Genomic DNA, 25673 nt, shown 5'->3' with positions numbered 1-25673 from the left:
CCTCGCTATGCCGCCGATAAGAGGCCGTTTGCAGCGGCTGAATGCGGGTCGTACTGCACCCCGTCAATGGTGGCGGGGTAGAGCATCCCTGCTGCCGGGCTGGTTCCCTTATAGGTGCCGATGGGTACGAAACCGTGGCGGGTGTAGAGTGTGGCGCTGCGCGGGGTGGATGCCTCAAGATATGCGGCGGTTCCATTAAACCGGGTGATGCCGTGTTCTAGCAGTGCCGAGCCAACCCCACGCCCTTGGGCGGTAGCGCGCACACCGATAGTGTGCAGGTACCAGTGGTCGAAGGCAGGACGGTGTTTGCGAATGTAGATGTCGGTGGCGATCACGTGCCGCAGGGCACGGGCCCCGAGTATTTTGAGGTACTTCGGCCCGTCACGCAGCTCCAGTTTCAGGGTTCCTTGCTGGCCTTCGGGAGGCATCCACTGGGCGGTTCCGAGGATTGCGCCGTCGCTATCGACCGCAACATCAATGAATCCGCGTGGGATGTAGAGGCTTTTGAGCTGAAGCTCGAAGAGCCCGCGGATCTTCTCGGGCTGGGGTTCCTCTCCTAAAAGTACGCGCATAAACGGGTCTGGGGTGAACGCTTCAACGAGCACATCGAGGAGTTCCGGGAGTTCTTCGGGGCGGGCTTCACGAATCGTGTACGGTTCGGGTGGCATGGTATATCCCCCTGTGTGTTGGTGATTACATCTCTTTTCGATGCTAACGAAGGCCTTTACACGGTCAAAGTGCAAATATGATATACGCCACTTATCCTTGACTTTACGGTTTGCAGCAAAGCGGCGGCCTATCCCCTGTTATACGGGGCAGGCCACCGCTTCATCCGCCTCGTACAGGCAGGATATTCCGGAAAATATTAAGCCTGGGTGGTCGTCGCCTTCGTTTTGAGAGTGACATCCGCGAGGGTGTCTTTCCCGGCGGTCACGGTTGTACCAGCACCGGCAGCATCCGCCATGAGGGCCACAGCTTTTTTGGCATTGGTAACCACCAGCGGAGTGGTAACCGGGTACCCAGCCTTCTTAATGGCGTCAATATCGAATTCGGCGAGCACATCCCCACGCTTGACCACATCACCTTTAGCAACTTTGGGGGTGAAGTGTTTACCATCCAGCTCGACAGTGTCGAAACCGATGTGCATCAGCAGATCCAGCCCGTCCTCGGTGCGCATACCGTAGGCGTGCCCGGTGGGGAATGCCACGGTGATCTTGCCATCAGCGGGAGCCACTAGGGTGCCTTGAGTCGGTTCAATCGCGTTTCCAGAGCCAAGCGCACCAGATGCAAAGCTCTGGTCGCTCACCTCAGCCAGCGGTACCACGGTACCGCTCAGGTGCGCGGCCAGTTCAGCTTTCTCACCTTCAACCTCGGGAGTCTTAGGGGCCGCAACGGCGGTCTCGGCCTTGGTTTCGCCAGCAGTGGCGGGTTCTGCAGCATCCGGTGAGGAAGCCTCACCGCGTGCCACCTTCAGGCCCCAGACGTATGAGGCGGCGAAGGCAAGAGCGGTCGTCATCAGCAAGCAGACAATGAAACCAAGCCAACCGGCTCCAGCCTGAGGATTCACGGAAGGGATACCCAGGTAACCGGCAGCACCAAGGGCTGATGCTTTCACACCCAAAATTGCTGAGAGCGCTCCGCCGATACCAGCCGAAGCTATCGCGATATAGAAAGGCCAACGCAATACCAGGTTCACACCGAAAAGTGCGGGTTCGGTAATACCCAAAAATGCCGAAGGAGCCGAAGCCGAGGCCACGCCCTTGATCTTCTTGTTCTTGGTCGTCAGCGCGACACCTGCCGCTGCTGCGCCTTGGGCAACATTGGAGATCGAGGCAATCACGAAAATAAAGGAACCACCGCTTGCCCAGAGCGAGGTTTCGATGGGCGGGAAGGACTGGTGCAGACCGGTTATTACGATGGGCGCGTAGAGCACACCAAAGATCAGCCCGCCGATGGGACCAGCGGCAGTGTATAGCCAGTTCACGCCTTCGCCCAACCAGGTACCCAGCTGGAACATAGGCGGTCCCACCAACAGGAAGGTAACAAAGCCGGTAATGAGCAGGGTCAGGGTGGGGGTGAAAATAAAGTCGATTGTGCCCTTGAGAATCTTATGGAAGAATTTCTCGATATTCGCAAGGATAAAGGAAACCAGCAAGATAGGAAGCACGGTTCCCTGGTAACCCGCCTGCTGCACCTGAAGACCGAAAAGATCCCAGTACTTCATGGGGTCTGCACCCTCAGTGTGGGCGAGCGATGCCGCAACCTTATACCCGTTCATCAGCGCGGGTGAGACCATAGCCGCACCCATCGTTAAACCAAGGTAAGGGTTGCCTCCAAAGACCTTAGTTGCAGAGTATCCCACGAGCACGGGCAGGAAAGCGAAAGGCGCCGCCGAAAGCAGATTCACAATATCTGCGAAGCCTTCCCAGGCGGGATACATTTCAATCAGGGGCTTTGGCCCAAAGATGTTCTTGGCGCGAAGGACGTTATCAAGCGCCATCAGCATACCGCCGCCGACCAGCACCGGGATCAGGGGGATAAAAATATCGGCAATGGTTTTGATGAAGCGGGAGAAGATATTTCCCTGATTTGCCGCAATAGATTTCAGATCATCTTTGCTGACCTCGGGGGCACCCGATGCCACCATATGCTTAAAGACTTCGTTAACATCGCCGGGGCCCACAATAATCTGGAACTGTCCGGCATTCAGGAAACTGCCTTTAAGGTCTTCGTCATTGTCAATAGCACTTTGATCAACGGAATCCTGGTTCTTCAAGACCAGGCGCAGACGAGTTGCACAGTGAGCCGCCGCGCGGATGTTGCCCACGCCTCCGACATCCTGCAGCACGCGCTCTGCCACTGATTTGTGGTCCACGTTCTTCTCCTTGAGTTTGGGCGGACGGGGCCTTCCAGCAGATATGTCAAACGTTTGACATATTGGTGCGTAGAACGCCCCTGTACGCTGACTGCATTTACTTACAGCATACGTGAACGGCAGGTTAGCAGGCACGAAAAACCGCGCCCTGCACCACATAATTTTTGTGCTGCCAGGCACGGCTTCTGCCCCGTACAGGCTTCTTGCAGCCCACATGTTTAGCTCTTGCCTTACCGCGACACCTGGCAGGAGCCCTGTTAAGGGAGCGGGCCGCAAGTGAAACTACAGCACTGCGTAGCTCAGTTTCAGTACCTCGCCGTTACCGCCCATACGCACACGACGTTTGCTGCCCGAGAAGTAGGTGCGGGCCGAGAATACCTGCTCGTATGAGCCAGCCCCGTCCTGCCCGTTCACAGCACCGCCCACGAACAGTTCGGTGGATGAGGCATCCACCAGCAACTCAAACTCGCGCTCAGTGTTCGGGGTAAGGGCACGGCGGCGTAAAGTGCCGCCCTCAGTGTATCGGGTGCCCGAACGGTCCAGCTGCGCAAAATCCTCCGCGATCGTGATGCGCAACGCCGTACCATGCGCATCTTTCACCCGGATTTTTACCGGACCATCCGAAACATCAACGGTGCCGTGAAGCCGCCAGGTACCCGCGTCTTTGAGCACCGGAACTTTACCTTTCACCGCGTCAACAACCGTCGGCTCAAGCGGCAGCACCCGGTCAAGATGCGGCACTGGGGTTTGGTAGATTTTTCCTTCCCGCAGGTGCAGCTCACGCGGGTAGGTGAACATGTGCACCCAACGGTGCGCCCACGAAGGGTGGTCGTCCTGCTCGGCGTTACCCAACCAGCCGATCATCACAGTCTGCGGGTGCGGGGCATCATCATGTGCGCTGGTGCCGGTACCGTGCACGGTCTGCGGGGCGTAGAACTCGAACCCGGCATCCAGCTCCGTGAACGGGGTGTGCACCTCAAACCGCAGGGTCTGCGGGTCAAGCTCGCCCACAATGTACCCTGACTGGTAGATATTCTGGTACTTCTCCCCCTCGGGGCTCAGCCCCTGGGGGCTGAAAATCAGCACGTCCCGCAGGGTGCCCGTCGCCTCATCCCGCAGCTGCAGCAGAGACGGGCATTCGTACATGTAGCACCCCTCAACGGTGGGGTCGGTGAAGTCAAGTTCGCCTTTAAAATCCCAGCTGCGGCGGTCTGCCGAAGTGTACACGACTACGGTACCGGTGCGGTGCTTCTTCTTTTTGCCGTCTTTCTGGGCACCAATGACCATCCACCATTGGCCGTCCCGCTCAAATACGTACGGGTCGCGGTAGTGCGCCGTATAGCCCTCATGCGGGCCCTCAAGCAGCGGAGGCAGCTGCCGGGTGGGGTGTGCGTCTTCCCCCGCGGTGGCCAGTATCTGGTAGGTTTCGCGGTTATTGCGGGAGTCTTTCACGTTGCCGGTGTAAAAGAACTCAAAACCGCCGGGCACTCGGATGCAGGAGCCCGAGTAGCAGCCGTGCGAATCGTAGCGCGTGTTTGGTACTAGGGCGGTACCTGCGTCCTCCCAGTAAGTGAGGTCGTCGCTTATGGCGTGCCGCCAGTAGACAATGCGCTCTGGGTGCAGCGGCGAGTACTGGTAGAAAGCGTGGTAGTGCCGCCCGTCGTATACCAGCCCGTTCGGGTCGTTCAGGCGCCCTACTGGAGGGGCAAGATGCAGTTTCGGGTAGTCCCGGTCGCTGCGCACGGATTCCCCGAAGGCGGCCACGGTCTGATGGTCTTCGGCCGCTAAATCCCGCTGCAGGTACGGGGCGAGGGGTGCCAGCGTAACCGGCTTGGCGGCGGTTTGAGAGGGTGCGGTGTTCTCCGGCAGAGGTTCGAGCGTGATCTTCCCGAAAGAGGACCACGGGGTGGTGGGGCTCTCATCGACCGGCTGCACGTCGTCTGTGTCTAGTATGGGTCTATTCTGTTTAGTCATGCTCATTCTGTGGGTTCGTGCTTACAGTGGCGTGAGATATTCATGCGCCCTCGCGGGGGCTTTCTCGGGTGCCTGGCGGCTGCTTTGGATACTGCTGCCGGGTTTTACCGGGCGTTTCTCATCATACAGGATGCACCTTCTTCGTATCTTCGGATCTTGACACCGGCCCCTGCTGTTGAGGTGCCGAAAAGCTGTTTCCTCGCGAGCTGTCTTCCTGTAGGGTTTAGAGACAAAAAACCACCCGCCGGGCGGGCTCCGTCAGGGAGCTCATCCGGCGGGTGGGGTAAGAATCGAGAAGAAGTCGATTACTTGAGGGTAACGGTTGCGCCTGCGCCCTCAAGCTGCTCCTTAGCCTTCTCAGCGTCTTCCTTGGAAGCGCCTTCGAGGATCGGCTTGGGTGCGCCGTCAACGAGGTCCTTTGCTTCCTTCAGGCCGAGGGAGGTCAGGGCACGAACTTCCTTAATCACGGCGATCTTCTTGTCGCCAGCGGATTCGAGGATCACGTCGAATTCGGACTTCTCTTCAGCAGCGTCGCCGCCGCCAGCGCCGCCTGCTACAACTGCAACGGGAGCTGCAGCGGTAACGTCGAACTCTTCCTCGAATGCCTTAACGAACTCGGAAACCTCTACGAGGGAGAGCTCTTTGAAAGCTGCAATGAGTTCTTCGATGGACAGCTTAGCCATGTGTGGCTCCTTCACTATCAGGTGCGGGATGTACCCGCGTTTTAGATTTGAGTGCCGCACCCGGCGGGTGGGCTAAAGTTTTGGGTGCGTTTTCACGCGGTGAGTGCGGTGCGGCTTATGCCTCGTCCGCTGCCTCCTCGGCGGCGGGTGCGCCACCTTCCTGCTCTTCCAGCTTCACGCGCAGGGCGTCCACAGCCTGAGCAACACGGGCAATAGCTGCCTTCGCGCCACCAGCAACCTTGGACAGCAGAACCTCGCGGGATTCGAGGTCAGCGTAGCGCTTCACATCAGCTTCGGTCAGTGCGGCGCCTTCATAGAAGCCGCTCTTGACGATGAGCTGGGGGTTTGCCTTGGCAAAGTCACGCAGGCCCTTGGCAGCATCGATCAGGTCGCCCTTGATGAATGCCAGCGCGCTGGGGCCGTGAAGCTGGCCGTCGAACGCGTCGATGCCAACTTCTTTCGCCGCAATAGCAGCGAGCGTGTTCTTCACCACGGCGTATTCGGTCTCTGCACCGAGTGCACGACGCAGCTCCTTGAGCTGAGTCACAGTAAGACCGCGGTATTCGGTCAGGATCACTGCATTCGAAGCTTCGAAGAGTTCTTTCAGCTCGGATACTGCAGCGATCTTTTCCTGAGTCGCCATGGTAGTTCCTTCTTCCGATTCTTGTAAGGTCGCCGGTAGAGCACAATCGTGAGCACTAAAAAATGCCCCGATGCGCAGGGCTTCGAGGCATATAGAAAAGTCCCTTTTAGAGTTGAGGGAGGTTTTCTATTCACTTCTTCATCACCTGCGCGGGCGGCGAATCCCTGGAACGGGAATCTGCTCTTATCAGTGCTAATAACACTGGCAGCTTACGGCTATTCACCGAAAAATGCACAGCAAAACACTAGACCGGCGGTCTTTGGTCTAATCATCATGACAGGTTAAACCGGCAAAAGCAAGTTTCCCCTCGCAGGAAACCAACTCTGCGGTGTAGAACTTCATCTTACAGATAGTGCCGCGTGCCGTCGGCAAAGATAAAACAGCGATGCGGGGGAACCTGCACCTGTACCCGTTCCCCCGATGTCAGGACGGGCAGGGCGAGCGCATCCGGCTCAAAAAATTCGAGGGGCTGTCCACTGGGAACCTGCAGAGGAACTCGCGCCGAACCGTCATGCGACGCGGCATATACAGTCACCTCTGCCTGCGTTACAGCACGGTAGAGTGTGCCACCCACCTGCGGGAGTACACTCCGAACCTGCACCGGTATCGTATTCTCCGTGGGGTGCTCAGCAATGTTCTCTATGCGCCGCAGCGAGGTTGCACGCACATAGAGCGAAGCCCCAGCAGGAAGATGCTGCCCCTCCGTGAGAGTCAGCTCGTTCAGAGCTGGCGATGCTGTCAGCCGCGCCGCCTGCAGCGTATGCGGATTTGCCAACAGATGCTCGGGAGTATCAACCTGCACCAGGTACCCGGCATCCATGACCGCCACGCGCTGCCCAAGCTGCAGCGCCTCATTCTGATCATGCGTCACGTACAGCCCCGTGAACCTGTATTCAGCGTGCAGACGCGCAATATCCGCCCGAATACTTGCGCTCAGTTCCTCATCAACACTCGCCAGCGGCTCATCGAAAAGAACCACAGGTGCTTTGCGGATGAGGGCGCGCGCAATACCCACACGCTGCGCCTGCCCGCCTGAGAGTTCCTGGGGTTTGCGGTGCTGAAGCTCGCCAATCTGGAGCGCATCCATAAGATCCGTATAGTAATTTTTATCGACCTTTTGGCGGTAACCGCGCAGCGTAGTTGGAAAAAGAATATTCTTGCGAACCGACAGGTGCGGGTACAGAATCGGGTGCTGAAAAACGAACCCTACCTGCCCGGCGTTCAGCGGCTGACCCGCATAGGTAATGCGTCCGGCATTGGCTTCCTCAAGCCCGGCAATAATGCGCAAAAGCGTAGATTTACCGGTTCCGGATGCGCCCACCAGTGACACCATTTCGCCCGGTTCCACCTCAAGGTCGATCTCACGCAGAACGTGAGTATCCGCCCCAAAACTCTTCGCGACACCACGAATCTGAAGCCCGCCGTGAGTCGTCGTTGAGGAAGGCTGAGGTGTTGAACCTTGAGTTGTCATGTTTCTATTATGACCTCCGGCGTTCTACCCGAAAAGCAGCGCCACAGCCCACACGTTCCTGAGGCTCTGTGTTCGATGAAGCTACCGCACTAAAAGCTTGCCGCGTATCGCCAGCACCAGCATCCCGAGCCAAAGCACCGCGATCAGTGCGGTGCCAAGAATCCACAGCGCCCAGCCAAGCTGCACGAGCTGAGAAACCGCGACCAGGTGCATTCCGGCACCCGCCATAGCGCCCAGCCCGAAGGAGAATCCCCACAGGCTCATAGTGTACCCCGCTTTGAGAATCCACGGCACTAAGCGAAGCAGGAACAGCAGCTGAAGCACCCCGTAACCCGTGAGCGCCAGGAAAACCCAGTCCACGTGTCCGCCGTTAGCCGCCAGATAGGCGTTACCGCCCACAAACGGAGGGGCCAGCTGAACCCCTATAATGCCGCGTACCGCAGGATCCAACGCAGGTTTGGTGCGCAGGCGGCCCAGGATTGCAGCCTCCACGCTAAACCACGAGAGAAGACCCATACCGAAGAACAGCATCGCCCAGTCGTGGTGCCCCAACGCCCCTAACCCGGACGCGGAGGCAAAGTTCGCGGCCACCGTTGGTAGGTAGATGACCGGGGTTGTCGCCGCCACTGTATGCGTTCCACGCCAAAGCCCGGCGGTGCGGTACATCGAAAATGCCAGCTGTCCCAGCACACCGATAAGAATCAGCGAATACCCAAGCGGGGCCGCATAGGGGCGTGCGGATATCCCGATTTCGATGGTGGTGACCGGAACCAGCGCCAGGAAGCAGCACATCACGAGGTCGCGAAGTTCGTTCTGGAGCGCATCGCGACGGGTTATAAGTTTGACGGCAAATGCCGTGATCAGCACCAGCCAGGTTGCTGAGGCGAGCGCCAGTATGCTCTCCCCTACCCAGGACGGTACCAGGTGTGCGGTGGCACCGTACCGCCACGACAGCCCCAGCGCACTCGTTCCCAGCGCCACCGAAAAGTAGCTCGTTGGAATAGGGAACGGTTTTGTGGTGGTGGGCGTGCCCAAAGGTACGGGTTGTGCGGCGGCGGTACTCATGTAATCCTCCCGAAGTATATGCACAGTATACGGCGGCGCTCTCACCTGAGGTATCGCCTCGTATGGGTCTGGCTTGTGTAGCTGCCGGGGTATATAAGTAGAAGTTTTCCCGCTTTATTCCCGCGCAGGTGCTCAGGCGGCTCTGGGGTGCGGCTTTGCGACGCATCATAACCCCACCACAAGCAGCAAAGAGCCCGCCACCCCACCGGGATAACGGACTCTTTGTATGAAAGCTGGTAACGCTACAGCGTCTTATGCAGCGACCTCTGCCGGATCCACCGGAATGCCGGGGCCGAAGGTGGTCGCAATGGTAGCCTTCGAAATGTAGCGGCCCTTAGCCGAAGAGGGCTTCAAACGGTTAACCTCTTCCAGGGCTGCCGCGAAGTTCTCCGCGAGCTGCTCAGCAGAGAAGGATGCCTTGCCGATAATGAAGTGCAGGTTCGAGTTGCGGTCAACGCGGAAGTCGATCTTGCCGCCCTTAATGTCGGCAACAGCCTTTGCAACGTCCATGGTCACGGTGCCGGTCTTGGGGTTCGGCATGAGGTTACGGGGACCCAGAACCTTACCCAGGCGACCAACTTTACCCATCATATCGGGGGTTGCAACTGCAGCGTCGAAGTCGGTCCAGCCGCCCGCGATCTTAGCAATCAGCTCGTCCGAACCGACATAGTCGGCGCCCGCTGCCTCAGCTGCGGCAGCCTTATCGCCTGCGGCAATAACAACCACGCGGGCGGTCTTACCGGTGCCGTGCGGCAGGTTCACGGTGCCGCGAACCATCTGGTCGGCCTTACGGGGGTCAACCGAAAGGCGCAGAGCCACCTCAACGGTTGCATCGGTTTTAGCGGAGGAAGTCTCCTTCGCCAGGGCTACTGCCTCGGCGGGGGTGTAGAGTTTACCCTCTTCAATCTTGGCTACAGCCGCCTTGTACGCCTTGCTGCGCTTTGCCATCTGCTTATCTCCTTATGCAGTTGTGGTCTCGTGAGCCGCGCTCGGCTCTGCCACATCCCACGCTCAAACGTGGGCATTTACAAGTTAAAACGCGAAAACCGCGGTTGCCGAAAAACGGCTTAGACTACTCGACGGTGATACCCATGGAGCGAGCGGTGCCGGCAACGATCTTGGTTGCGGCATCCAGGTCGTTCGCGTTCAGGTCGGGCATCTTGGTCTCGGCGATCTCACGTGCCTGAGCCTCGGTGATCGAACCAACCTTCACGGTGTGCGGGGTTGCTGAGCCCTTCGCAACACCGGCGGCTTTCTTGATCATCTCAGCGGCCGGAGGGGTCTTCGTAATGAAGGTGAAGGAACGATCCTCGTATACGGTAATTTCAACGGGGATCACGTTACCGCGCTGCGATTCGGTAGCAGCGTTGTATGCCTTGCAGAACTCCATAATGTTCACGCCGTGCGAGCCCAGTGCCGGGCCGACGGGCGGAGCCGGGTTAGCGGCGCCTGCCTGGATCTGCAGCTTAATAAGGCCGGTGACCTTCTTCTTGGGAGCCAATGTTAGGTCCTTTTCTTAGCTGGGAAACTGACGCACAGGAGCGTACGCCAGCAGACGGTGACCGTGGCGCGGCCACCCGTGCGGGCGCATGAAAGCGTGAACATGCGCATACACAAGCGAATATTCTACCGTTAATCGCATTTTTAATCCACTGGATTCCTGCGTGAACACGGCTGACAAAACGGGGAGGGATGGGTAGTGAGTTATCTCCCCGTCACACTGTGCGCCCCCCGCACCACGGTTACCGTCCGGCGGGTGTTGGTAGTTCTAGGCAGCCTGCTTTTTCTTCTGCTTCAGCTCTTGCAGTTTAGCCAGGCGGTCTGCCCGCTCCTGTGCGGTCAGAGCAGCCGGGGCGTTATTCATCCCGGCCTTGATGGTGTTCACCCGATGAATCAGTTCGGGAAGGTGAGGATAATACTCACCGGGGCATGAGGTGCTAATAATATCCCGGTGCCCAATCAGGTACAGCGAATGCCCCAGCCGCACCTCAATATCTGCAATGAGCTGCGCCAGCGTGTCCAGATCCTCGGAGCGGCAATCGGGTCGGTTCTCCAGCCCGATTGACACCTCATTCACCTCCCACTGTCCCGCGTGAAGAGCTACATCCTGATCATCGGCGATCTGAGCGACACGACCGGCTTCTACCACATAGTTCGCGGATACCTTACGGTCGTTATTGCACAGGAAGTTAACGGTTTCATCAAAAGACTTTCCCTTATCGTCACCCCACCAGTGAACGACGCCATACAGAACATCGCTCAGCTTACGGTAGTTGATGTGACGGTTTTTAGTCTTAGATGTCGTGATCAGCTCGTAGCTCATGAGGTGCCTTCTCTCTCGTGCATCGGTGAAGCGGCAGGTTCCCGCTGGTACAGTATCTACCCTGCCATCCTAATTCTGCGGGCGCAAGAGGTTAAGCACCCTCAGCATAAGCACCGCCGTCTCAGATCCAACCGTACCGCCCGCATAAAAACCTCTTGGGGCGGTGCAAGAAAACGGGTTCTTGCACCGCCCCAAGAGGCTGATACGTTCAGAGTCAGAAAAGAGTTTACATCTTCTCGATCTGGCTGAATTTCAAGGTCACCGGGGTGTCACGTTCGAACACCGAGATGAGGGTGACGACTTCCTGCGCCTCGGGCTTAATCTCGGATATCGTGGCGTCCATACCCTCAAACGGGCCGGACTTCACGCGAACATTATCGCCCACCGAGTAGTCGGATTCGACCACAGGCTGAGGAGTGGGCAGGCCCTTGCTCTGCTGCTCTTCTTCAAAGACCGGCAGGAGCATATCGAACACCTCATCCATACGCAGCGGCATGGGGTTGTATGCGTCCTGACCAACGAACCCGGTCACACCGGGGGTGTGGCGCACCACGCCCCACGAGTGGTCGGTCAAATCCATGCGCACCAGCACATAACCGGGCACACGTACGCGGCGGATGGTCTTTTTCACCGTGTTCTTGTACTCAACAACGGTCTCCATGGGAACCTGAACCTCGAACACCTCATCCTCGGCCTCCAGGTTCTGGATGCGGGTCTCAATCCCGGCCTTCACCTTATTCTCGTACCCCGAGTAGGTGTGTACCACATACCAGTCACCGATCTGGCGGCGCAACTTCGCTTTGAACTCCTCCAGCGGGTCGGCAGCGGCAGCAGCCTCTGCGGAGCTCTGAGACTCCTCCGTTTCAGGCTCCTGCTCAGCGGTGTCCGCAGCGGGCTGCTCATCAGCTGCGATGCTGCCGATTTCCTCTACTTCGTCTTCAAAAGTTTCGGCCTCAGCGGGTTCCACCTCGACCTCTTCAACCTCGGATACCATATCCTTCTCGGGCACGTCGCTCCTACTTTCTCAGTTCGTTACCTGTGCCCGGCGCCAGGTGGCGGGGCGAATTGATGCGGGTACGGGCTTAGCTTCCGCCCGTCTGAATGGTTCCGTTACCGAAGACCCAGAAGGCGCCCTGACCGAACACCCAATCCAGACCCGAAATTAACAGAAGCATAAAAACAACAAAGAAAAGCACGCCGAAGAAGTAGCCAATCAGCTCTTTACGGGTGGGGGTGGTGACCTTCTTAAGCTCCGTAATCACCTCACGGATGTACTGGAATAGGCTTCGCCGTGTCTTATCCTCAGCGGACTCAGAAACCGTCTCGGCGGTAGCAGATTTAGCCATCTCCTCGCCCCTTTCTACTGTCTAACATGGCGCCCTATAACCGGTACGCACAGAACATTTCATTGAGGCACTAGCAGGGCGGACAGGACTCGAACCTGCAACCTGCGGTTTTGGAGACCGCTGCTCTACCAATTGAGCCACCGCCCTTCGAAGCTTCCACTCCGTCGGTGTGGGGTGTTGCTCCCCACGTGTTTGCACCCTCGAATGCCTCACAGCCGGCGGCTATACAAGGGAACAAACTAATGCACCCTAGTAGCGGGTGCAGAAACAACTCTAGACCATACAAAGCCCGCTTGGCAACTTGAACCGCAAATATTTTCCGCGAATCCGCCGCCTCCGCACTGAAGCGTTTCTCCGCCCAACATGCAGCACAGTTAGCGCACGCACACTCTGAGCACACCCAAGACGCAGGCTAAGATGCGCTTCCGCCGACCGGCGGTAACCCCCTATCATAGTAGGAAGGTGCCCAGCACGCAGCCCCACGCACACGCACCTTCGGGCCGCTAAGGGTGGACTACACCGGGCTTATCACCGAATTTTGCACTGAAGTATTGGTGCAGAACACTATGAAAGCGAGAGAGAATGCCGCGTATTGCCAGCCGTATTGCCGCCATCACCCCTTCAGCAACCCTCGTCGTCGATTCCAAGGCCAAGGCGCTCAAAGCCGACGGTCAGCCGGTGATCGGTTTCGGTGCGGGAGAACCTGATTTTCCCACTCCCGCGCACATTGTAGAGGCCGCCCGTCAGGCACTTAACGACCCGAAGAACTTCCGCTACTCCCCCTCTGCCGGATTGCCTGAGCTGAAACAGGCCATTGCTGAGAAGACCCTCCGTGACTCCGGTGTGCAGGTTGACCCCTCACAGGTGCTCGTCACCAACGGGGGTAAGCAGGCGGTCTACGAGGCGTTTGCGACTGTTATTGATACGGGCGACGACGTTCTTTTACCCGCCCCCTACTGGACCACCTACCCTGAGTGCATCCGCTTAGCGGGCGGAAACCCCATTGAGGTTTTTGCTGGAAGCGAGCAAGACTATAAGGTCACCGTTGAGCAGCTGGAGGCCGCCTACACCCCCGCCACAAAAGCCCTGCTGTTCGTCTCCCCCTCAAACCCAACTGGTTCGGTCTACACCGAGGAAGAGACGCGCGCTATCGGGCAGTGGGCGCTCGCGAAGGGGATTTTTGTGTTCACCGACGAAATCTATGAGCACCTCACCTACGACGGTGTTAATTCGGTCTCTATTCTCAAGGTGGTTCCGGAGCTCACCCCGAACTGCATCATCCTCAATGGTGTGGCGAAAACGTACGCCATGACGGGGTGGCGTGTGGGCTGGATGGTTGGCCCGCAGGATGTTATCGCGGCCGCCTCAAACCTGCAATCGCATTTGAGCTCAAACGTGAACAATATCGCCCAGCGTGCGGCGCTGGCGGCACTGGCCGGCCCGCAGGATGAGGTCGCGGTCATGCATGCCGCGTTCGACCGGCGGCGTAAGGCTATTGTTGCCGGGCTCAACGCCATTGAGGGCGTGCACTGCCCCACCCCGCAGGGTGCGTTCTACGCCTACCCGGATGTGCGCGGGCTACTCGGTAAGGAATTTGACGGGGTGCGTCCGCAGACTTCCGCCGAGCTGGCCGACCTCATCCTGGAGAAGGCGCTTGTGGCGGTGGTGCCGGGTGAGGCGTTCGGCCCCAGCGGGTACCTGCGGCTCTCCTATGCGCTCAGCGACGAAGACCTCGCCGAGGGTGTGGAGCGTCTGCAGAAGTTTTTGGGAAGTGCGCGGTAGGAACCGTCTCAGTCACACCCGGTACGTTGATTTAGGTGCCTATTACCTGAACTTTTCTGCCGGACTTCGGCATCATTTCGGTAAAAACACACCCAACCCAACACTTACCCACACAACCCAAACGCGCTAGAATAGATAGCAAGAGAACGGCCTCCCGGGCTCGTGCCACGCGTTGCTTAACGCGTCGCACAAGCTTTGCGGAGGCCATCATTATATGACCGCGCGCCTAAACCCAACACCTGCGGGCGCCAACCCAAGGAGCCATCATGAAAATCGGTCTGCTTACCTCCGGAGGCGACTGCCCCGGTCTCAACGCCGTTATCCGCGGCGCAGTTCTCAACGGTGTCAAGAAGTACGGCTACGAATTCGTCGGTTTTCGTGACGGGTGGCGTGGCGTCGTCGATGGGGATTTCATGGATCTGCCCCGCACTAAGGTGCGCGGCCTGGCCAGCCAGGGCGGCACTATTATCGGCACCTCGCGCACCAACCCCTTTGATGGACCTAACGGCGGACCCGAAAACATCGAAATTATGATGGAACGCCACGGGATTGACGCCATTGTCGCCATCGGCGGTGAAGGCACCCTGGCCGGGGCCAAGCGCCTGGCGGATGCGGGTCTTCCTGTTATTGGTGTGCCAAAAACTATCGATAATGACCTGCGCGCCACCGATTACACGTTCGGGTTCGACACGGCTGTTTCCATTGCGACTGAGGCAATGGACCGTATTCGCACCACCGGCGAGTCACACCACCGGTGCATGGTGGCCGAGGTGATGGGCCGTCACGTGGGGTGGATCGCGTTGAACTCCGGCATGGCCTCCGGCGCACACGCGATTCTCATCCCCGAGGTGAAGGTGTCAATGGACGAGGTCTGCCAGTGGGTGAAAGAGGTACATGACCGTGGCCGCTCCCCCCTGGTGGTGGTTGCGGAAGGGTTCATCCCCGAAGGCTCTGACGAGGTCATGGCGAATAAGGGTACCGAAAAAGACGGGCGGCCCCGCCTGGGTGGTATCGGTGAATACATTACCCACGAGATTGAGACCCGCACCGGTATTGAAACCCGCAACACCATCCTGGGGCATATTCAGCGCGGTGGCGCACCAACCGGTTTTGACCGGGTGCTGGCAACCCGCCTGGGTATGGGCGCGGTGGATATGGTGAACCAGAAGCTCTGGGGCAAGATGGTGTCGCTGCAGGCCACCAATATTGTGTACGTTCCGCTTGAGGAGGCACTTGACGGGCTGAAAATGGTACCGCAGGAACGCTGGGACGAGGCGGCCGTACTGTTCGGCCGCTAGACGCTGGCCCCTAACGAGTGGGTTAGGGCCATCGAACACACAGATATATTGAACGCAGAGGGGGTGCCTGGTGATTTTTCACCGGGCGCCCCGATTCACCGTGATGCGATGGCCGCGTTTATCTACCGGTACAAGCACTAGCCGATACGTACTAGCGCGCGGCCGTCTTTACGACGGGTACGGGGCCGCTAACCCCGCCAGTGGGCGAAAATACTGTAGCGTCACAGAGGTTTGCGAGCAGCCTGTGACGCTACAGTGACGTCGGGGTGTTTTCCGTGGACGGCTGTGGCTGGGTACGGCGTTTTTTGAACGTCATAATAGCCAGCGTCGCAAAAAGGAAGCACAGCACCATATCGATTTTGTCGGCTGTGAAGGCCAGCAGCCTCTGCGGGTCCTGCTCCGTGAAGAACGCTGTCCCAGAGATTATTTGGTACACCAGACGAGCAGTTCCGTACAGGCCCCACAGCGCACCAATAATATTGACCACGATAATGTACACAAGAGCCCGGTTACGCAGGTACAGGATAGCGGCAATAATCTGTGCTACCAGATACGCCGTATACACTGCCGAAATCAGAAACGAAGGCATGGCCCACTGAAGGTAGGTCTCTGTGCTTGGACCATATCCATTGGAGCCCTCCGCCAGAATAAATATAAGAAACACCACCGTGGACACGACATTTACCACCAGTAAGATCACAAAAATAGCGATGCGCACACCGTAGAGCCATTTCAGCGGTGTGTGCGGGCGTACCTTAGCAGCTGGAGGCTGTTGCACCTCAAGCCTTGCGCCCTGTTGTACAGCGTCAGGGTAGTTCCCGCCAGGTGCGGATGGCTGAACCGTTGGTTCTCGGTGTTTTTCCGTGTGGCTTTCTGACCGGTGTGGCTGATAAGAATCGTCGTGATGCCCGGAAGTCTGTTCACTCATGTACCTGAATGTACCACGGCCACCTGACAATCACCGTTATTATAGTGAAGTTTCAGAAGTAGCAATCCTGTGCACTATCAAATAGCCTGCCCAGCAAACCGGAAGGCTCCTAGCGTTTGAGGAAGTCTTGCCCCGCAACGGATTTGCGGGCAATTTCGCCAGCCTCGGGAGAGACGATGAGAGTCTGCGCCGCAGCGTATTCGGTCGCGGGGGCTGAGGATTCATCGGTTGCGGCCTCACCGGTATCTACCGCACGCAGAGGTGCCGCAGGGTCCACAGCCCGCTTAATGACGGCGAGCGCTATGGGGCCCGCCTCATGATGCAGCGCCACCGAGGTGATGCGCCCCACCGCACGGGGTTTACCCTCTACAAAGAGTTCGCTGCCCGCTGCAGGCAGGGTGTGCTCAGAACCGTCAAGGTCGAGAAAGACCAGGCGACGCGGCGGATGCCCCAAGTTGTGCACACGCGCAACGGTTTCCTGCCCCTTGTAGCATCCCTTCTCGAAGTGCACGGCGGTGCGGGTGTAGTCCAGCTCTTGCGGAATGGTTTTATTATCAACTTCGGTGCCTGCGCGCGGGCGCCAGGCTTCGATGCGCAGCGCCTCAGCCGCCCAGACGCCCGCCAGCTGAGCACCCTCCGTGAGGGTGGTGAGCTTTTCGCGGGGAATAATGCTCAGGTACCGTTCGTAGTCGGTACCGGGATGCGAATCAGGCGTTGCGCTGTAATGGTAGCCGCCTTCGACGAGTGCCGTCCACGGGTCGCGCCAGATCAGGGCATCCGCAAAGGCAGGATGGGCCGCACCCTGTTTTCCGCGCGGGTTTCGGGCGGTCTCAACGACGGCATAGTCGCCGCTCATATTCTCAATATCGACGCGAAGCATGAACTTCATGCGGTTCAGGTAGTCGGTCAGCGGCTCCGCCTGTGCACCCTCGACGACGAGCCAGAGCGCTTGCCCGTCCTCGACGGCGGCGGGTGCATATTCGATGCGTCCCTGCGGGGAGAGTAGTAAAAATTCGCGGCTGTCCCCCGGGTTCATGTCGGTCAAAATCTGGGATGCGAGGGAGGTGAGCCAGCTGGCGCGGTCGGGCCCCGAGACCCTCACGACGCCAAGAGAGGAACGGTCCACAACTACGGGGTCCCCCGTGGTGGCTCCACGGTCGCGGACTAAAGCACGCTGTTCGGCGAGGGGATTGCCGTAGTGCGCCGCGACGCCCGCATCCGGCCCATCTGCGGCGAAGGCACCGTGTACCTGCATGAGGGGGCTGGGTATAGGGGTGTATTCGGGTGCATCAGCGGCAATATTTTCGGCGGTGCTCATGATGGTTCCTCTCATGCTTTCTGATCGTGAGTGACGGCCAGGCGGTCTGCAAAACCCGCACACCACAACGGGGCGGCGGGTGTGCGGGTTCTATGCTGTGTGGCGTAGTCCTAGTTTTCGGCGGAGCCTTCTTCTGCGCCGTCGTCGAGGGAACCAAACATGCCGGTGCCCAGCGAATCTCCGGACATGGATGAGGTTTTTCGCAGTTCTGCGGAGGCGTGCTTGTGCAGGTTCCCTTCGTTATCTGCGATCTCCCAGTCCCACATGAGGTTGCCGTTCACCAGCCCCCACAGGCGCACCGAACCGGCGTACTGGTGGGAGATATCGTCGCGAATCAGGTTTGCCGTCTGCATACGCACCACGGGCCCTTTGACCATGCCCACATAGTTTTCACTGATGCCGCCGGGGTGGGCGATAGTGGCGATCAGGTTAAATCCGTCATCTTCGTTGCGGAGGGTTTCGACCGATTCCGCGTCGGCGAAAGCGGGAACAATGTCTTTAGGCACCAGCCCAAACCCGCCATCCGCGTCGGTGAGGGGGCGGTCAATCTGCCAGAACCCTGTTTCTATAGTGATGGGGCGCAGCTTCTGCCCGCTATCATCCAGCAGGAACGACTCTGCTCGGTATTCCAGGTACGGCAGGCCGTCTTGGGTGAAGGTAATAATCTGGCCAAAAGGGGTTTTCTCCTGCTCTTTGTACCACATGGTACCAGTGCCCTCCCAGGTTCCAAGGAGCCACGAGAAAGGCACAAGTTCGGGGGTTAAGTTGCTTGGAATTTCAATTGCCATACACACCAGTCTAACGGTGCGCGGGCACACACTACCATATGAGGCAGCTAATTTCCCTACCGGAATAACCGCCCCAGACGTCCACGTCTCACGTTCTAAAGCTCACCCAGTGTAAGGGCCAGTATGCGCATCACCACGCTATTAAGCCGCCCTGAGGAGGTTGCGATAAGGTGCTGTACCCCGCCAGCTGGAGCCGCACCTGGGCCGTCATGAACCGCACCGTTACAGCCCTTAGCGCCGCATAAACCTATACAAACCAGCAGGGCACGAACGGTGTGCCCCGTGTTCGCTGCGTACAGGTTTACTTCTGGCCGCGGTACAGGCCCAGAAGCACCTTCAACGCACCAATTGCGATGCAGATAGATGCCAGGCCCAGCAGGCAGATAAAGAAGATTTCAAGAGCAAAAATGTTATCCATGCTTAAAAAATATCACAGCGGATGCGCGCCCGGCCCTAATGTTAACCTCAGGTTATTTCAGGTAACTCAACCAGCCCCTTGGCCCGCACCGCCACCGAGCAGGCCCGCCTCTTAACCGGCCGCACCGGGTAGCGCGCACAGCGTTCGTACAGGGGGCTCACACCCCGACGGGTAAAATGGTGTTCTACCAGGTAAAACCCAGGAGGGCCCATGTACCGCATTACGCTACTGAGCGACGCTTCCGGCGAGCAGTCCGATATCGCCGCCCTGAGCGTGCTCAGCCACCGCGTGGACCTGTACCCCCTGGCTACCTCCGCGAAACGTTTTGAGACGGCGCACCACGATGTTGTGATGATTGATGCCCGCCGCAAACTCATTGAGGCACGCAACACGGCGCAGGCGCTCAAAACGGCGGGATTAGACGTCCCGCTCATGATGGTGCTCACCGAAGGCGGGATGGCGGCTGTCTCTTCAGCATGGATGGTGGACGATATTGTGCTCGACCAGGTGTCTCCATCCGAGCTGGATGCACGCCTGCGCCTGGTCGTCACCTCCCCGGAATCTTCCGCAGACACCGAAAACTCCGCACAAATCATCCGGGTAGGGGCCCTGTATATTGATGCCCCAGCGTACTCGGCGTACCTCAACGGCGTCGCACTGAACCTCACGTTCAAAGAGTTTGAGCTGCTGAAGTTCATGGCGCAATACCCCGGCCGGGTGTTCACCCGCGCCCAGCTGCTCTCGGAGGTGTGGGGGTACGACGCCTACTATGGCGGCACCCGCACCGTGGATGTGCACGTGCGGCGGCTGCGCTCTAAACTCGGCACCGAATATGAGCAGATGATCTCAACTGTACGCAACGTGGGGTACAGCTTTAACGCCCAGCGCTAACCCGCCGCCGCAGCACACCGCATACGCCGAGGTTCAGCGCAGGGTAATACACCCCTCAACCGTCACCAAACCGCACAGAAAACCGATAGAGTTAAACACAGAAGGCACAGCGGAAAGAAGGCGTACATGGCACCAGAGCAGTTCACCCCCGAAGCGGTCTCTTTCACTCAGCCCGTGCTCAGTGACGAGTTCTTGGCGCGGTTCGATGACTTTGCCGCCACAGTGCAGGCGCACGACGGCACCCCTGCCTTCTCCGAACAGACCCGCATTGAGCTGAGTAAGGCGCTCGCCACGCACGATGCGGTGCCCCCGCGCGTATTTGTGCTGGAGCGAGCCGGCTACCTTGCGGCGGCGCTGGTGGCGGTGCCCGCATCCGGCGGGCAGCAGGACACGGTTCCGGGGGTCATTGAGGCGGCTGTTCACCCGGATGCGCGGGGCGTGCACCTGGGCCAGGAATTCTTCGAACTGGCGATCGCCGAGCTCGGGGCCGAAGCTTCCTTGTACAACCTGTGGGTGCACGGCAGCGCGCAGGACACCGGTATTGAGTCACCCGCGAATGCGCTGGCGAAAGCTGAAGGGTTCAAACCGGTGCGGGTGCTGTACAAGATGGTGCTGCCGCTGGATCCGCAGACACGGGAGAACCTGGTGGAGGCCTCCGACGCCCGCCAGCTGCCCGATGACCTGCTGCTGCGCACCTACACCCGTGACGACGAGCAGCCCTGGCTGCGGGTCAACGCCCAGGCATTCGCCCACCACCCCGAGCAGGGGCGGCTGACCCTCGCAGACCTGCGTGAACGCACCGGCGCCGACTGGTTCCGCCCCGAAGGGTTCTTCATTGCCAGCGACCGTGAAAACCCCAGCAGCATCGCCGCATTCACGTGGACGAAAATACCGCGCTCTCAGCCCGCCACGGCACTGTCACCGGCCGGTGAAATCTACGTGGTAGGTGTTAGCCCAAGTGCTCAAGGCGGCGGCTTGGGCCGGACCCTGGTGCTGCGCGGGCTGGCGTACCTGGCGCTGGCGCATGACGAACACAACGTGCCGCTGCGGTCCATCGAACTGTACGTGGATGCAGACAACACCCCGGCGGTGGCGTTGTACGAGTCGCTGGGCTTTGCGGTGGCAACTATTGACCGCATGTACGCCCCAGCCCGCCCGGCATCAGGCGAATAAGCGGCACTACACAGGTAAACCCACCCGCACCTGTAAAGAACGTTCGTTCCTTTACCGGAGGGCGATGAGGCCCCCGGTTAGAGGAACACCGAAAAATATGATCGACCGAAAGGAACACTGTGGCACCTAAAACCCCGCAAAAGAAAACCAAAGAGCCCGCACCCGTCACCGGGGTGATTCACATCGGGAACGACGTCTCAAAGATTGAGCGCGCCGAAACACGCAGCGACCGCATCGAAGCAGGCGAAAAAATCACCCTGCCCAGCCTTGAAGGCGATTTCGGCACCGAACGGTTCCTCGACCGCGAAAGCAGCTGGCTCGACTTTAATACGCGCGTGCTCGAACTCGCCGAAGACCCCGACCTGTACCTGCTGGAACGGCTGAATTTTCTTTCTATCGTGGCCTCGAACCTTGACGAATTCTTCATGGTGCGAGTGGCCGGGCTCAAACGCCGTATCGCCACCGGGCTCGCCGTACCATCCGCCGCCGGGCTCACCCCAGACGAGCAGATGGAGGCAATAGCCACTGCCGCACACCAGCTGCAGGAGCGACACGCGCAGGTCTTCCACCAGCAGGTACTTCCCGAACTGGAAGAACAGAACATTCATATTGTGGGCTGGGATGACTTAGACGCAGACGCCAAGACCCGTCTGCGCCAAGAGTTCCTGCGCGATATTTTCCCGGTACTCACCCCGCTGGCGGTAGACCCGGCACACCCGTTCCCCTACATCTCGGGGCTTTCGCTGAACCTGGCGGTGCTGGTGCGCAACCCGCAAACCGGCAAAGAACTGTTCGCACGCGTGAAAGTACCCGACCAGCTCGACCGCATGATCTCGGTTGATGGTGCACGCGCCGCCAACACCGCCGGGAAAGAGTCACGGTACATCCCGCTGGAAACGATTATCGCCGAGCACCTAGACACGCTCTTCCCCGGCATGGAAGTGGTGGAACACCACGTCTTCCGGGTGACCCGCAACGAAGACCTTGAAGTTGAAGAGGACGACGCCGAAAACCTGCTGCAGGCGCTCGAAAAAGAGCTGCTGCGCCGCCGATTCGGCCCGCCCGTGCGCCTTGAGGTTGAAGATACGATCAACCCCACAATCCTTGACCTGCTCATCTCCGAGCTGAACATTGACGAATCCGAGGTGTACAAGCTGCCCGCGCCCCTAGACCTGCGCGGTGTGGGTGCAATCGTGCGCGCCAACCGGCCCGCCCTGCACTACCCCAAACATATTGCCCACACTTCCCGCTGGCTCAACGCCGCCGAAACCGCTAAAGAAGCGAACGTATTCGCCGCAGCACGTGACCACGATGTGCTGCTGCACCACCCCTACGACTCGTTCGCCACCAGTGTGCAGGCGTTCCTCGCCCAGGCCGCAGCCGACCCGCGTGTGCAGGCAATCAAGCAGACCCTGTACCGCACCAGCGGCGACTCCCCCATCGTAGACGCCCTCATTGAGGCGGCAGAAGCAGGTAAGCAGGTTGTTGCCCTCGTCGAAATCAAAGCCCGTTTCGATGAGGAAGCAAACATCTCGTGGGCCCGGAAACTCGAACGTGCAGGCGTGCACGTAGTGTACGGCATCGTGGGTCTCAAAACCCACTGCAAGCTCTCCCTGGTGGTGCGCCGCGAAGGCAACCAGCTGCGCCGCTACGCGCACATCGGCACCGGCAACTACCACCCCTCCACCGCACGGTTCTACGAAGACCTGGGGATTATCACGTGCGACGAGCAAATCTGCGAAGACGTCTCACGCCTGTTCAACCAGCTCTCCGGGTACGCCCCCAAAACCAGCTACAAATCCCTGCTGGTGGCACCGCGCTCGCTACGCAGCGGGCTGATCGAGTGCATCGAAAAGGAGATTGAGAACCACAAGGCAGGCAAAGAGGCACGCATCCAGATCAAGTGCAACTCCATAGTGGATGAGGCGATTATCGACTCGCTCTACCGTGCTTCACAGGCTGGGGTTCCCGTGGATGTGGTGGTACGCGGAATCTGTGCCCTACGGCCCGGCGTTCCCGGGCTCAGTGAGAACATCCGGGTGCGTTCGGTGCTCGGGCGGTTCCTGGAGCACTCCCGCGTGTTTGCTTTCGCTAACAACGGTGAGCCTATCGTCTACATCGGGTCAGCCGATATGATGCACCGCAACCTCGACCGCCGTATCGAGGCGCTGGTGCGGATCAAAGATCCCCGCCACATTAAGTATCTGCTCGACATGTTCACGGTGTACATGAGCGACGAATCCCGCACCTGGCATCTAGACGCCAACGGCACCTGGACACGTTTTAACCAGGACGCTGAGGGTAACCCGCTCAGGGATGTGCAGTCACACTACCTGCGTTCACGCTCCCGGAAGAACGTGGACAAGGTGTAACCGCACTGAGGCGCTGAGGCTCACCCCTGCGAAAAGTGGCTTCTAGCTGCGAAACGCCCCTGCACACATACCGGGCTGCCAGAAAGCCGCTTTTCGCAGGCCACCGAGCAGCAGACCCCACCACCAAAGTAAACGGAAGGTAACGCACAGGTGACGGAACGGGGCGTTTAATCCCCTAGAATAGTTATGGGAGGAACGGACGCCTAACAGCTCCACCCCGACCACACCTCGCCCGCCCGTTACGCACCGAGAAGGAACACGTGCCTAAAACAACGTACTACTCCGCGCATACCCAACCCAACGGCCTAGCCCTCACCTACACCCCCAAAAACGCCGCTGAAATTATTGCCGCAGGCGCACTCATCTGGCGCGTACGCAACAGCAAAATCGAGCTGCTCATCATTCACCGCCCCCGCTACGACGACTGGTCATGGCCCAAAGGCAAACAGGACGCGGGCGAAACCATCCCCGAAACAGCAATCCGTGAAATCTCCGAAGAAGTGCAGCTGCGGGTACACCTAGGGGTACCCCTGGGCACCACCCGGTACAAGGTCAACAGCAAAACCAAAGACGTCTTCTACTGGGCCGCACAGCTGCCGACGGGACAGAAACCACGCGCTGACAAGGACGAAGTGGACGATATCCAGTGGGTGAGCATTAAGAAGGCACGCACCATGCTCACCAACCCCTCAGACCTGCAGCCGCTAGAGGCGTTCGAGAACCTGTGGGCTACCAGCGGGCTGGACACGCACCCCATCATTATTGCCCGCCATACGAAAGCCAAACCGCGCGCCAACTGGTCAGCAGCCGAAGACGAGCGGCCCCTCGCTGGTACGGGTAAAAGGCAGGCGCTTGCGCTGGCCCGGTTGCTGCCGGCGTGGGAGCCTTCTCGGGTATTGTCCTCGCCTTGGCTTCGGTGTGTGCAGACCGTCGCCCCCTACGTGAACGAGTACTCCCTGACGGTGAAAGAGAAAAAGTCACTCTCAGAGGCGGGCGCAGAACGCCACCCCAAACGCACCGCAAAAACCATTGCGTCCCTCTTCGAGAAGGGCACCCCTGCCCTGGTGTGCACGCACCGTCCGGTGCTGCCGGTGGTGCTGGATGCGGTAGCCGAACACCTGCTCACCAAAAAGCAGAAGGAGCACCTGCCCGCCAAAGACCCGTACCTCGAACCGGGGGACATACTGGTGCTTCAGGTCTCCGCGTACGAACGCGGCGGCATCGTATCGGCTGAAGTGGTGCGCCCGTTCACGGACTAAGAACCCGGCCCGTATGCCATCCATCCCTGCCCCGCTGCAGACGTGGGGCAGGGATTACTATTGCCCTGATGAGCTGTTTTGCGCTGTAGGGGCCCTGCCCCATCTACAGTACAATGGTATTTTGGCCAAGTGTCTATAGCCCAGGAGTCAAGTCACCATGAGTACGCCCGCGCACCACGCCTCTGGTCAGCAGAGCATCCCAACGCCCTATGAGGATCTGTTGCGCGAAATTCTTGATGAGAACCGTGATGCTATTGCCGCCGATGCTCAGCGCAAAGACCGTACGGGCACCGGCACGTTCGGCGTGTTTGGGCGGCAGATGCGCTTCGATCTGCGTAACTCTTTCCCCCTGATTACTACCAAGCGTGTGCACTTCAAATCGGTGGCGGTCGAGCTTCTGTGGTTCCTGCGCGGCTCCTCAAACATACGTTGGCTGCAGGAACGCGGCGTGACTATATGGGATGAATGGGCTGACGAAAATGGTGACCTCGGTCCGGTCTACGGGGTGCAGTGGCGCTCCTGGCCCACCCCCGACGGCGGCACCATCGACCAGATCGCGAAAGTGATCGAATCTCTCAAAACGACCCCGTCGTCACGCCGCCACATTGTCTCGGCGTGGAACCCCGCCGAGGTTGATGAGATGGCACTGCCGCCCTGCCACGCCATGTTCCAGTTTTACGTGCACGAGCGCCCTGACGGTGTGAAGGAACTGTCGTGTCAGCTGTACCAGCGCAGCGCCGACATGTTCTTGGGTGTACCCTTCAATATCGCCTCCTACGCCCTGCTGACCTACCTGATAGCCCACGAGGTCGGTATGGAACCCGGCGAGTTCATATGGACGGGTGGCGACTGTCATATCTACTCCAACCACCTGGAACAGGTGAAAAAGCAGCTCGGTTACGGCAACGACCCCGAGGGTAATCCCTATCCCCCGCGTGAGCCCTACCCGTACCCCAAACTCGTTATCAAAACGAAGAAACCTTCTATTTTTGATTACGAGTATGAAGACTTTGAGCTCATCGATTATAAGCATCATCCGGGGATTTCTGCCCCCATCGCGGTTTAG

The 25673-nt window shown here is 59.0% G+C and carries 23 protein-coding genes and 1 tRNA gene; 8 read left to right on the top strand and 16 right to left on the bottom strand.

Annotated elements, in window-relative coordinates; translation table 11 throughout:
* Positions 1-5: 5 nt before the first annotated feature.
* From I6I94_RS08935 to rplJ, 5 genes are all read right to left on the bottom strand, one after another.
* Entirely contained in the window at positions 6-668 is a 663-nt protein-coding gene (locus tag I6I94_RS08935) for a GNAT family N-acetyltransferase (protein WP_128088066.1), read from the bottom strand.
* A gap of 197 nt (positions 669-865) precedes the next feature.
* On the bottom strand, positions 866-2875 hold the full coding sequence (locus I6I94_RS08930) for a sucrose-specific PTS transporter subunit IIBC (RefSeq protein ID WP_201620632.1): 2010 nt from the start codon (positions 2873-2875) through the stop codon (positions 866-868).
* A gap of 282 nt (positions 2876-3157) precedes the next feature.
* On the bottom strand, positions 3158-4849 hold the full coding sequence (locus I6I94_RS08925) for a glycoside hydrolase family 32 protein (protein WP_236588853.1): 1692 nt from the start codon (positions 4847-4849) through the stop codon (positions 3158-3160).
* A 305-nt stretch (positions 4850-5154) separates the two neighbouring features.
* Positions 5155-5532: a 50S ribosomal protein L7/L12 gene (gene rplL / locus I6I94_RS08920; protein WP_004005325.1), complete on the bottom strand. Its 378-nt coding sequence runs from the start codon at positions 5530-5532 to the stop codon at positions 5155-5157.
* A gap of 115 nt (positions 5533-5647) precedes the next feature.
* The gene (gene rplJ, locus I6I94_RS08915; RefSeq protein WP_006887692.1) at positions 5648-6175 is read right to left on the bottom strand and encodes a 50S ribosomal protein L10; all 528 of its coding nucleotides are present in this window, start codon (positions 6173-6175) and stop codon (positions 5648-5650) included.
* Between the two features lie 48 nt (positions 6176-6223).
* Here rplJ and I6I94_RS08910 point away from each other — a divergent pair, with 48 nt between their 5' ends.
* Complete coding sequence (locus I6I94_RS08910) at positions 6224-6460, top strand: hypothetical protein (protein ID WP_131588802.1); 237 nt, start codon at positions 6224-6226, stop codon at positions 6458-6460.
* A 58-nt stretch (positions 6461-6518) separates the two neighbouring features.
* On the opposite strand, the gene I6I94_RS08905 is transcribed toward I6I94_RS08910, so the two are convergent.
* The 8 genes from I6I94_RS08905 to I6I94_RS08870 form a co-directional block, all read right to left on the bottom strand.
* Complete coding sequence (locus tag I6I94_RS08905; protein WP_128088067.1) at positions 6519-7646, bottom strand: ABC transporter ATP-binding protein; 1128 nt, start codon at positions 7644-7646, stop codon at positions 6519-6521.
* A gap of 81 nt (positions 7647-7727) precedes the next feature.
* Positions 7728-8711, bottom strand: a complete 984-nt coding sequence (gene tehA, locus I6I94_RS08900) for a dicarboxylate transporter/tellurite-resistance protein TehA (protein WP_128088068.1) — start codon at positions 8709-8711, stop codon at positions 7728-7730.
* Positions 8712-8963: 252 nt separating this feature from the next.
* On the bottom strand, positions 8964-9659 hold the full coding sequence (gene rplA / locus I6I94_RS08895) for a 50S ribosomal protein L1 (RefSeq protein ID WP_126500425.1): 696 nt from the start codon (positions 9657-9659) through the stop codon (positions 8964-8966).
* Positions 9660-9783: 124 nt separating this feature from the next.
* Positions 9784-10212, bottom strand: coding sequence for a 50S ribosomal protein L11 (gene rplK, locus I6I94_RS08890; protein ID WP_006887755.1), 429 nt, complete (start codon positions 10210-10212; stop codon positions 9784-9786).
* Between the two features lie 267 nt (positions 10213-10479).
* A complete protein-coding gene (locus tag I6I94_RS08885) occupies positions 10480-11034 on the bottom strand; it encodes a peptidoglycan recognition protein family protein (RefSeq protein ID WP_006887726.1) in 555 nt (184 codons plus the stop codon).
* A 226-nt stretch (positions 11035-11260) separates the two neighbouring features.
* The gene (nusG, locus tag I6I94_RS08880) at positions 11261-12043 is read right to left on the bottom strand and encodes a transcription termination/antitermination protein NusG (protein ID WP_128088069.1); all 783 of its coding nucleotides are present in this window, start codon (positions 12041-12043) and stop codon (positions 11261-11263) included.
* A 73-nt stretch (positions 12044-12116) separates the two neighbouring features.
* Complete coding sequence (gene secE, locus I6I94_RS08875) at positions 12117-12380, bottom strand: preprotein translocase subunit SecE (RefSeq protein ID WP_006887732.1); 264 nt, start codon at positions 12378-12380, stop codon at positions 12117-12119.
* A 74-nt stretch (positions 12381-12454) separates the two neighbouring features.
* Positions 12455-12527: transfer RNA gene (locus I6I94_RS08870), tRNA-Trp, on the bottom strand.
* Between the two features lie 435 nt (positions 12528-12962).
* On the opposite strand from I6I94_RS08870, the gene I6I94_RS08865 reads away from it, so the two are divergent.
* Both I6I94_RS08865 and I6I94_RS08860 read left to right on the top strand, forming a co-directional pair.
* Positions 12963-14162: a pyridoxal phosphate-dependent aminotransferase gene (locus tag I6I94_RS08865; RefSeq protein WP_201620631.1), complete on the top strand. Its 1200-nt coding sequence runs from the start codon at positions 12963-12965 to the stop codon at positions 14160-14162.
* 266 nt (positions 14163-14428) lie between these two features.
* Positions 14429-15460 carry a 6-phosphofructokinase gene (locus I6I94_RS08860; protein WP_201620630.1) on the top strand — a complete coding sequence of 344 codons (1032 nt, stop codon included), beginning with the start codon at positions 14429-14431 and terminating at the stop codon, positions 15458-15460.
* A 250-nt stretch (positions 15461-15710) separates the two neighbouring features.
* On the opposite strand, the gene I6I94_RS08855 is transcribed toward I6I94_RS08860, so the two are convergent.
* From I6I94_RS08855 to I6I94_RS08845, 3 genes are all read right to left on the bottom strand, one after another.
* The gene (locus tag I6I94_RS08855) at positions 15711-16388 is read right to left on the bottom strand and encodes a hypothetical protein (protein ID WP_128088070.1); all 678 of its coding nucleotides are present in this window, start codon (positions 16386-16388) and stop codon (positions 15711-15713) included.
* Positions 16389-16497: 109 nt separating this feature from the next.
* On the bottom strand, positions 16498-17706 hold the full coding sequence (gene ygfZ, locus I6I94_RS08850; protein WP_128088071.1) for a CAF17-like 4Fe-4S cluster assembly/insertion protein YgfZ: 1209 nt from the start codon (positions 17704-17706) through the stop codon (positions 16498-16500).
* Between the two features lie 110 nt (positions 17707-17816).
* Entirely contained in the window at positions 17817-18494 is a 678-nt protein-coding gene (locus I6I94_RS08845) for a nitrobindin family protein (protein ID WP_201620629.1), read from the bottom strand.
* 628 nt (positions 18495-19122) lie between these two features.
* On the opposite strand from I6I94_RS08845, the gene I6I94_RS08840 reads away from it, so the two are divergent.
* From I6I94_RS08840 to I6I94_RS08820, 5 genes are all read left to right on the top strand, one after another.
* The gene (locus tag I6I94_RS08840; protein ID WP_023133184.1) at positions 19123-19803 is read left to right on the top strand and encodes a winged helix-turn-helix transcriptional regulator; all 681 of its coding nucleotides are present in this window, start codon (positions 19123-19125) and stop codon (positions 19801-19803) included.
* A gap of 126 nt (positions 19804-19929) precedes the next feature.
* Positions 19930-20976 (top strand): mycothiol synthase, encoded by a 1047-nt coding sequence (gene mshD / locus I6I94_RS08835; protein ID WP_201620628.1) that lies wholly within the window; start codon positions 19930-19932, stop codon positions 20974-20976.
* A gap of 173 nt (positions 20977-21149) precedes the next feature.
* Positions 21150-23348, top strand: a complete 2199-nt coding sequence (locus I6I94_RS08830) for an RNA degradosome polyphosphate kinase (protein ID WP_371519048.1) — start codon at positions 21150-21152, stop codon at positions 23346-23348.
* A 260-nt stretch (positions 23349-23608) separates the two neighbouring features.
* Entirely contained in the window at positions 23609-24607 is a 999-nt protein-coding gene (locus I6I94_RS08825) for an NUDIX hydrolase (protein WP_201620626.1), read from the top strand.
* A 157-nt stretch (positions 24608-24764) separates the two neighbouring features.
* A complete protein-coding gene (locus I6I94_RS08820) occupies positions 24765-25673 on the top strand; it encodes a thymidylate synthase (RefSeq protein ID WP_201620625.1) in 909 nt (302 codons plus the stop codon).

It is taken from the genome of Rothia aeria, from assembly GCF_016726365.1.
Lineage (GTDB): Bacteria > Actinomycetota > Actinomycetes > Actinomycetales > Micrococcaceae > Rothia > Rothia aeria.
Note: the sequence above shows the minus strand (reverse complement) of the source record. Positions and strands in the feature narration are given on the sequence as shown.

Bases quoted from the DNA above. Each gene is read 5' to 3' on its own strand.
- I6I94_RS08935 (WP_128088066.1), bottom strand. From the start codon at position 668: ATGCCACCCGAACCGTACACGATTCGTGAAGCCCGCCCCGAAGAACTC.
- I6I94_RS08925 (WP_236588853.1), bottom strand. From the start codon at position 4,849: ATGACTAAACAGAATAGACCCATACTAGACACAGACGACGTGCAGCCG.
- rplL (WP_004005325.1), bottom strand. From the start codon at position 5,532: ATGGCTAAGCTGTCCATCGAAGAACTCATTGCAGCTTTCAAAGAGCTC.
- rplJ (WP_006887692.1), bottom strand. From the start codon at position 6,175: ATGGCGACTCAGGAAAAGATCGCTGCAGTATCCGAGCTGAAAGAACTC.
- I6I94_RS08905 (WP_128088067.1), bottom strand. From the start codon at position 7,646: ATGACAACTCAAGGTTCAACACCTCAGCCTTCCTCAACGACGACTCAC.
- tehA (WP_128088068.1), bottom strand. From the start codon at position 8,711: ATGAGTACCGCCGCCGCACAACCCGTACCTTTGGGCACGCCCACCACC.
- rplA (WP_126500425.1), bottom strand. From the start codon at position 9,659: ATGGCAAAGCGCAGCAAGGCGTACAAGGCGGCTGTAGCCAAGATTGAA.
- I6I94_RS08885 (WP_006887726.1), bottom strand. From the start codon at position 11,034: ATGAGCTACGAGCTGATCACGACATCTAAGACTAAAAACCGTCACATC.
- secE (WP_006887732.1), bottom strand. From the start codon at position 12,380: ATGGCTAAATCTGCTACCGCCGAGACGGTTTCTGAGTCCGCTGAGGAT.
- I6I94_RS08865 (WP_201620631.1), top strand. From the start codon at position 12,963: ATGCCGCGTATTGCCAGCCGTATTGCCGCCATCACCCCTTCAGCAACC.
- I6I94_RS08860 (WP_201620630.1), top strand. From the start codon at position 14,429: ATGAAAATCGGTCTGCTTACCTCCGGAGGCGACTGCCCCGGTCTCAAC.
- I6I94_RS08855 (WP_128088070.1), bottom strand. From the start codon at position 16,388: ATGAGTGAACAGACTTCCGGGCATCACGACGATTCTTATCAGCCACAC.
- ygfZ (WP_128088071.1), bottom strand. From the start codon at position 17,706: ATGAGCACCGCCGAAAATATTGCCGCTGATGCACCCGAATACACCCCT.
- I6I94_RS08845 (WP_201620629.1), bottom strand. From the start codon at position 18,494: ATGGCAATTGAAATTCCAAGCAACTTAACCCCCGAACTTGTGCCTTTC.
- I6I94_RS08840 (WP_023133184.1), top strand. From the start codon at position 19,123: ATGTACCGCATTACGCTACTGAGCGACGCTTCCGGCGAGCAGTCCGAT.
- mshD (WP_201620628.1), top strand. From the start codon at position 19,930: ATGGCACCAGAGCAGTTCACCCCCGAAGCGGTCTCTTTCACTCAGCCC.
- I6I94_RS08820 (WP_201620625.1), top strand. From the start codon at position 24,765: ATGAGTACGCCCGCGCACCACGCCTCTGGTCAGCAGAGCATCCCAACG.